We start from the raw sequence: 1,003 nt of genomic DNA on the forward strand, positions 1-1,003 counted from the left end.
GAGCCGGGGTGCGCGGGGGGCCCGGCGGGCCGTGCGCCGGGTCGGCAAGGGGCGTACGCCGCGGGCGCTGATCGCCGGGGTGGGGGTCGCGTCCGCCGGGGTGCTGACGACGTTCCTCGCCTCCGGGATGTGGACGGACGGCGGTTCGGACCCGGCCGCCTCCACTGTCAGCGGCGGCGGCACCCTCCCCGGCACCGACTCCTTGGCACCCACCCCGTCCCCGGGGGCTCAGGGCCGCGTCGACCTGCCCGGCGGGCCCCGCCAGACCCGGCTGCGCAACGCGGACGCCGACCTGTGCGTGGAACTCCCCGTCGGCGCCCGTGCCGGTACCGCGCTGGTCCTTGAGGTGTGTTCCTCGAACTGGAGCCAGCAGTGGTCCTACGAGGACGACGGCCTCTTGCGCAACGTCGCCGAGCCGAAGCTGTGCGTGGACTCGCGGGCGGACGCCGGGGTCGTCATCGCCAACGTCTGTGCGGACAAGGGAAGTCCGCGCGCCGACGACGTCCGGTACGACCTCACCGTCCAGGGTGAGCTGCTGCCCCGCTGGGACGACCGGCTCCCGCTGGCGGCCGTCGGCAAGGAGCCCGGTGCGGACATCGCCGTGAAGGCGCGCGACGGTTCGGCGGCCCAGCGCTGGCTGACGGACGCGCCCCGGGAGACCCCGAGTTCGCTCTCCGGCAACGGCGCGGAGAGCCCCTCCCCGCGGCCTGCCTGAGCCTCTTCACACCGGGTCCTCCACGAGGTCGCCCGCGCCGACGGTGTCCGGGCGGGTGTGGCCCGACAGGGCGAGGGTGAGGTCGAACTCCGCGAGGAGACAACGGATCACGTGCTCGACACCGGGCTGTCCGTCCAGGCCGAGGCCGTAGGCGTACGGGCGGCCCAGGAGCACCGCACGCGCGCCGAGGGCGAGGGCCTTGAAGACGTCGGCGCCGGTGCGCACGCCGCTGTCGAACAGGACCGTCAGCCGGTCGCCGACCGCCCGCGCGACCCGGGGCAGCGCGTC

2 protein-coding genes are annotated in these 1,003 nt (G+C 75.6%); one reads left to right on the plus strand and one right to left on the minus strand.

Annotated features, from left to right (window positions below; genetic code table 11):
- On the plus strand, positions 1 to 715 hold a 715-nt coding region (locus tag ACVNF4_RS36385), incomplete at its 5' end, for an RICIN domain-containing protein (RefSeq protein WP_461807085.1).
- A 6-nt stretch (positions 716 to 721) separates the two neighbouring features.
- Here ACVNF4_RS36385 and ACVNF4_RS36390 read toward each other — a convergent pair.
- Positions 722 to 1,003: alpha-hydroxy-acid oxidizing protein (locus ACVNF4_RS36390; protein ID WP_461807086.1), on the minus strand; the 282-nt coding region annotated here is incomplete at its 5' end.

Source organism: Streptomyces sp. S6 (genome assembly GCF_054880855.1).